This is a genomic window from Xanthomonas sp. SHU 166 (genome assembly GCF_000364685.1).
Lineage (GTDB): Bacteria > Pseudomonadota > Gammaproteobacteria > Xanthomonadales > Xanthomonadaceae > Xanthomonas_A > Xanthomonas_A sontii.
Map to the genome: position 1 here is coordinate 1 of NZ_AQOJ01000684.1, position 6,437 is coordinate 6,437.

Here is a 6,437-nt window from a genome sequence, read left to right on the forward strand (position 1 = left end):
GCTCGGCCAGCGGCACGATGTCGCCGGGGCGCTCGGCCAGCGCCGGCAGCGACAGTTCCACCGCGTTGAGCCGGTAGTACAGGTCCTCGCGGAAGCTGCCGTCGCGGATCATCGCGGTCAGGTCGGCGTTGGTGGCGCTGATCACCCGCACCTTGACCTGCCGCTCGCGGTTGGAGCCCAGCCGCTCGAACCGGCCGGTCTCCAGCACCCGCAGCAGCTTCATCTGCCCGGCCAGCGACAGGTTGCCGATCTCGTCCAGGAACAGCGTGCCGCCGTCGGCGGCCTCGAACTTGCCCTCGCGCACCTTGTTGGCGCCGGTGTAGGCGCCGGCCTCGGCGCCGAACAGCTCGGCCTCGATCAGTTCGGCCGGGATCGCGCCGCAATTGAGCGCCACGAACGGGCCGCGCCGTACCGAGGAGTTGGCCTGGATGATCTGCGCGATCTTCTCCTTGCCGCTGCCGTTGGGGCCGGTGATCAGCACCGGCAGTTCCGAGCGCGCGACCTGGCAGGCCAGGGCGATGGCGCGCTCGCTGGCGGGGTCGGCGAACACTGCGCCGCACAGGTCGTAGCGCTGCGCCAATTGCTGGCGATGGCGGCGCTCGCCGTCGCGGCGGCGTTCCAGTTCGCGTCGTGTCTCCGACAGCTCCAGCAGGTTGTTGACGGTGGTCAGCAGCTTGCGGTCGTCCCAGGGCTTGGCCAGGTAGTCGGCGGCGCCGGCCTTGACCAGCTCCACCGCGCTGCTGAGCTGGGTCCAGGCGGTCAGCAGGATCACCGGCAGATCCGGATGGCGCGTGCGGATCGCCTCGAACAGGGCCACGCCTTCCTCGCCGGAGGTGGTGTCGGCGGTGAAGTTCATGTCCTGCAGGACCAGGTCGATGTCGCCCTCGCCCAGGCGCTGCAGGCCCGCCTGCGGGCTGTCGGCATGGACGGTGTCGATGTCGTGCAGGGAGAACAGCACTTCCAGCGCGGTGGCGACCGCGGGGTTGTCGTCGATGATCAGCAGGCAGGGCATCGTGCACCTTGGGCGCGGCGGGACACGCCGGCGGAGAAAAACGGACCAGGCGGCATCATCGCAGCCCGCGCGCGGCTTGTCGTGCCTGCGTGCATCGGCGGCTCAGACACTGCGGGTGGCCACCGCCGGCGGCACCGCCGCGGCGCGGCGTGCGGGCGCCAGGATCGCCAGCTGGCCGAGCAGCAGGAGCGCCGCAGCGACGGTCGGCAGGTAGCACAGCGGCAGGCGTGGCAGGTCGTAGCGCTGCAACAGCGCTTGATTGAGCAGCAACGCCAGCACCATGCCCACGGCGCTGCCGGCGCTCACGATCAGCAGGTTTTCGGTCTGGAAATGGCGCAGGATGTCGCGACGGGTCGCGCCGATGGCGCGGCGGATGCCGATCTGGCGCGTGCGTTGCTGCACCCAGAAACTGGCCAGCCCGCCGATGCCCAGGGCGGTCACGAACAACAGGCCGGTGGTCGCCGCGAGCAGCAACCCGATCATGGTGGCATCGCGCTGGAAATAGCGCTGCCGCAGTTGGGCGTAGCTGCGGCGCCCTTCGGCCGGAATCAGCCGCAGCGGTCCTGTCTGTGCCAGCGCGTCGGCCGCCGCGGCCAGGATCCGTTCGCGGTCCTGCGGCGCGCTGCGCAACAGGTACTGCACCTGGTTGCCCGCGGGCAACTGCGGCGATAGCGCGGCCAGATGGTCGACCGCTGCGCCGCGCAGCGTCGTGCGCAGCAGATCGTCGACGACGCCGACGACGACGGCGCCCTGGACTCCGCCATACAGCGTTTTGCCGACCGCAGGTTGACCTGGCCACAGTTGCCGCGCCAGCGCGCGGGTGACGATCACGGCGCTCGGTGTGGCGGTGGAATATTCGTCGGCATGGAAGTCGCGGCCGGCGATCAGGTGCGCGCCCATGGCCTGCACGAAACCGGGCGAGCCGCTGTAGTACGTGGCCTGGATGCACCCTGTATCGTCCATCGACTGCCGCGCCATCGCGCGGTCCAGCGTCTGCCGGTCGGGGCAACCGCCATAGTCGTTGGCGCCGCCGGACAGCGGCAGGCTGAAGCCGATCGCGGCGGCCGCGGTGACACCGGGAATGCTGCGCAACGCCCGCAGATCGGATTGCTGCTGGGCCAGCGCATTGCCATCGCTCTGGACGCCGCGCACCGAGATCAGCGCCAGTTCTTCCTCGGGCAAGCCGCTGGAGACCCGCAGACGTTCGATGCGCCCACCGATCAGGAACACGGCGTTGGCGACGAAGGCGCAGGTCAGTGCGACCTGCAGCGCCAGCAGCGCGGCGGTCAGGCGGTGATGCTGCAGGCTGGAGAGGATGGGGCGGATCGGCAGATTCATGTCAGGTCCTTGATCTGCAGGGCGGGGTTGATCCGGCTGGCCCGCCAGGCGGGCAGCAGGCCCGCCAGCAGGGCGGCGATCACCGCCAGTGCCACGGTGGCGAGAAGCATCTGCAGGTCCATCCGCGCCAGCCTGGCGTAGTCGTCCGGGCGCTGGCGCACGCTCCACAGACCCAGTTCGGCGATCGCGATGCCAACGGCGCCACCGAGCAATCCGATCAGCGCGGCCTCGCTGCCGAACTGCAGGAACACGTGGCCGCGGCGGGCACCGAGCGCGCGTCGCACGCCGATCTCGCCACCGCGACGCAGGAATTTCGCCAGCAGCAAGGCGATCACGTTGACCAGGCAGATCCACAGGAAGCCCAGCGCCAGCAGCGTCTGCAGGCGCACATCGTCGGGCACCATCCGCAAATGGTGCAGCCAGTCCATCAACGCATACAGGCGCGCCCGCTCCGGCGGCCGCTGGAAGCGGCCGCTGGCGTGCTGTGTCGCGGCGTAGTCGTAGAGCAGGCGCTGGTAGGCGGCGACCTGTTGCGGCGTGTCCAGGCGCACCCAGAACTGCAGCCAGCTGGTCGAGGGATCCTTGCGTCGCGCCGCGTCGTCGCCGTTGAAGCTGTTCCAACTGCTGATGTTGCTGTTGACGTCCAGCGCCAGTTCCATCGCGGTCGACAGCGGCAGGAAGAAATCGTCGCGCTGGCCGAAACTGCCCTTGCTGCCAGGGTCGGCGTAGAACAGCGGTTGCGGATCCCAATCGCCGGTCACGCCGATCACCTCGAAGCCGATGCGCTTTTCCCCGAGCGCCACCCGCTGGCCGATCGGATCGCGCGCGCCGAACAGGGTGTCGGCCAGGGTGCGGCTCAGCACGATGACGCGGGCGTGGCTCCGGTCGTCCGCCACGCTCCAGCCGTGGCCGCGCTGCAAGGGGATGCCGAACACGGCGAAGAATCCGGCGCTGGTGTAGCGGCCGCTCAGGTCGAGCGGCGCTTGCGTCGCACGCGGCGGCCACAGCAAGATCTGCCCGCCGGCCATCGCCGCCTGCGGCGTGGCGGGTGCGGCGCGCAGCAGCGCCATGGCGTCGGGCCAGGTGAGGTTGTCGGCCGGATCGCCCCACTCCTGGTTGTCCGGGTAGCTGCTCGGCAACGGATCCAGATGCGGTGTGTAGAGCGCAGCGCTCCTGTCCGGCAGCGGGTCGCGCGACATCACGTGCAGCACCGTCAGCATGGTCATGCTCGCGCCGATGCCCAGGCCGATCGCCAGCACCATCAGCGCGGTGGCGATCGGCGTGCGCCGCAGGCTGCGCCAGGCCAGCAGCAGATAATGGTTCAGCATCCTGCCTCTCCTCGTTTGGACGGTGGCCGCGTTCGCTCAGACACTGCGCGTGGCCACCGCCGGCGGCACCGCCGCGGCGCGACGTGCGGGCGGCAGCACTGCGAGCTGGCCGAGCAGCCACAGCACCACCGCGCCGACCGGCAGGTACCACAACGGCAGCCGCGGCAGCTCGTAAGCGCTCATCAGATACAGGTTGGCGGCATAGGCCAGCAGCATGCCGAGGACGATGCCGGCGCTGGCGAGCAGGAAGTTCTCCAACTGGAAATGCCGCAGGATCTGCGTGCAGGTAGCGCCGAGCGCGCGGCGGATGCCGATCTGCTTGGTGCGCTGCTGCACCCAGAAACTGGTCAGGCCGACGATGCCCAGGGCGGTGACCAACAGCAGCAGGACGCAGACGCCGACCAGGAGCCAGGCCATCGCCTGGTCGTCGCGGTAGTAGTCCGCGCGTGCTTGTTGCAGGGTCTTGCCGCCGTTCATCATCCGCCGTGGACCGTGTTGCGCCAGCGTCGCCTTGGCTTGCCGCAGCACTGCCTCGCGCTGCGCCGGATCGCGCACGCGCAGCAGGTAGGTGCCGCGATCGTAGGCGACGTTCACCGGGAACAGCATCGTGTCCTCGTAGTGGCCGACGTTCCCTCCTTCGCGGGGTTGCACCAGGCGTTGCACCACGCCGACGATGCGGTGTTCGCCGTAGACGTAGATGGTGCGGCCCACCGCGTTCTGGCCGGGGAACAGGCGTTGCGCCAGCGACTGGCTGAGGATGACCGAGGGCGGGATGCGCTTGGCCACCGGATCGCGCAGTTGCGCGTCGTCGATGAACTCGTCGTCCGCGAAGCGGCGCCCTGCGACCAGATGCAGCCCCAGGGTATCGAGCAGCCGCGCGTCGCCGAAGTACTGCACCGCGTGCAGGGTGCTGCGCTCCTGGTCCGGGCGCAGCGACACGCCGCTGTAGCCGAGCGAATCGCCGAACAGCGGCTGGTTGATGATGCTGGCCTCGCGCACACCCGGAATGCGTCGCAGCGCGTCCAGGTCGGCGCGGGTCTGCGCGGCGCCATTGCCGTCGCTGACCACGCTGCGGCTGCGCAGCTGCACCAGCTCCTGCTCGGCGACGCCGCTGGGCCGGTGCATGCGCTCGAGCCGCTGATCGATCAGGAACAGCGCATTGCAGACCACGGCGCAGCTGAAGGCGATTTCCAGCACGATCAGGCTGGCCGCGACGCGGTGCTTGCGCAGACTGGAGAGAATGGGATGGAGGGACACGGCGGGAGTTCCTGGCGGAGAGGGGCGCACGTGGCGCGTCATTGCGACTTGAGCTGCAGGGCGGTGGGCACGCGCATCGCCTGCCAGGCCGGCAGCAGGCCGGCGAGCAGGGCGCTGCCGAGGCTCAACGCCAGCGCGAGCAGCAGCATGCGGCCATCCATGTGCGCCAGCGCGGCGTAGGTGGACGGCTGCTGCCGCACCAGCCAGGTGCCGATCCAGGCCAGCAGCAGGCCGGCGCTGCCGCCGACCGCGCCGATCGCCGCCACTTCGACCAGGTGCTGGGCGAAGATCGCGCGGCGCGAGGCGCCCAGCGCGCGGCGCACGCCGATCTCGCCGCTGTGGCGCAGGAACTTGGCCAGCATCAGCCCGGCGGTGTTGAGCAGGCAGATGCCCAGGAACGCCAGCGCCAGCCATACCTGCAGGCGCACGTCGGAGGGGACGGCGTGGTTGCGGTCCAGCCAGGTCATCACGTCGCTGAGGCGGATGTCCGGCGGATGGCGGAAGCGGCCGGCGTCGCGTTGCTGCTGCGCATAGGCCTGCAGCGCGTCCAGGTAGGCGGCGCGCTTGTCGGGGCTGTCCAGTTCCACCCAGTACTGGATCCAGGCGCAGGGGGCGTTCGCGCTGGTCCTGTTGCCGGCATGGTCGCCCCAGCAGGACATCGAACCGCTGACGTCCAGGTCCAGGTCGCGTGCGGTGGAGAACGGCACGAACACGTCCTCGCTGTCGCCATACTCGTTGTTGGTGAGATCGTAGAAGCGCGGGTTCATGTCCCAGACGTCGATCACCCCGACCACACGCAGCACGGCATCGCCGAGCTGGAGCTGGCGGCCGACACTGTCCACGTCGCCGAACAGCTGGGTATTGAGCCGCCGCGAAATCACCGCGACACGTGCGCGCCGGGCATCGTCGTCCGCGGTCCAGGCGTGGCCGTAGCGCATCGGCACGGCGAACATCGGGAAGAAGTCGGCGCTGGTGTAGCGCGCTTCGGCGCCGAACGGGGTCAGCTGCGGCTGCGCCGGCACCACCGTCACGCTGCCGGCCGACATCATCGCCTGGCGGTCGCCGCGCCGGTCGCGCAGCAGCGCCTCGGCATCGCGGCGGGTCAGTTGCTGCGGGTCGGTGTCGTTCGGATCGTAACGGTCGTCCGGTTCGACGTTGAGTTCGACGTTGAACAGCTGCCCGCTCTTGCCGGGAATGGGATCGGCCGCCAGCACGTGGAACACGGTCAGCGTGGTCATCGATGCGCCAATGCCGACCGCGATCGCCAGCACCATCAGGGCGGTCAGCAGGCGGTTGCGACCGAAGCTGTGCAGCGCCAGTTTGCAGTAGTAGCCGAACATCGTGGCGTCCTGGAGAAGGGGGCGGTGGCGGGCGATGGAAGGACGGGATCAGAGGCTGCGGGTGGCCACGGCCGGCGGCACCGCCGCCGCGCGCCGCGCCGGCGCGAGCACCGCGCACTGGCCGAGCAGCCACAGCGTCGCCGCGCCGAGCGGCAGGGAGGA

Annotated in this window: 5 protein-coding genes; all 5 read right to left on the bottom strand. The window is 70.0% G+C overall.

What is annotated here, in order from left to right; translation table 11 throughout:
- Window positions 1-1,012 (bottom strand): sigma-54 dependent transcriptional regulator (locus D180_RS16165; RefSeq protein WP_017913610.1); only part of this gene is annotated, 1,012 nt, incomplete at its 3' end.
- Between the two features lie 102 nt (window positions 1,013-1,114).
- Window positions 1,115-2,350 (bottom strand): FtsX-like permease family protein, encoded by a 1,236-nt coding sequence (locus D180_RS16170; RefSeq protein ID WP_017913611.1) that lies wholly within the window; start codon window positions 2,348-2,350, stop codon window positions 1,115-1,117.
- Window positions 2,347-3,678 (bottom strand): ABC transporter permease, encoded by a 1,332-nt coding sequence (locus tag D180_RS16175; RefSeq protein ID WP_017913612.1) that lies wholly within the window; start codon window positions 3,676-3,678, stop codon window positions 2,347-2,349. Before D180_RS16175 ends, D180_RS16170 begins: the two co-directional genes overlap by 4 nt.
- Window positions 3,679-3,714: 36 nt before the next feature.
- Window positions 3,715-4,935, bottom strand: coding sequence for an FtsX-like permease family protein (locus tag D180_RS16180; protein WP_017913613.1), 1,221 nt, complete (start codon window positions 4,933-4,935; stop codon window positions 3,715-3,717).
- A 38-nt stretch (window positions 4,936-4,973) separates the two neighbouring features.
- The gene (locus D180_RS16185; protein ID WP_017913614.1) at window positions 4,974-6,275 is read right to left on the bottom strand and encodes an ABC transporter permease; all 1,302 of its coding nucleotides are present in this window, start codon (window positions 6,273-6,275) and stop codon (window positions 4,974-4,976) included.
- Between the last annotated feature and the right edge of the window lie 162 nt (window positions 6,276-6,437).

Bases quoted from the DNA above. Each gene is read 5' to 3' on its own strand.
- D180_RS16170 (WP_017913611.1), bottom strand. From the start codon at position 2,350: ATGAATCTGCCGATCCGCCCCATCCTCTCCAGCCTGCAGCATCACCGC.
- D180_RS16175 (WP_017913612.1), bottom strand. From the start codon at position 3,678: ATGCTGAACCATTATCTGCTGCTGGCCTGGCGCAGCCTGCGGCGCACG.
- D180_RS16185 (WP_017913614.1), bottom strand. From the start codon at position 6,275: ATGTTCGGCTACTACTGCAAACTGGCGCTGCACAGCTTCGGTCGCAAC.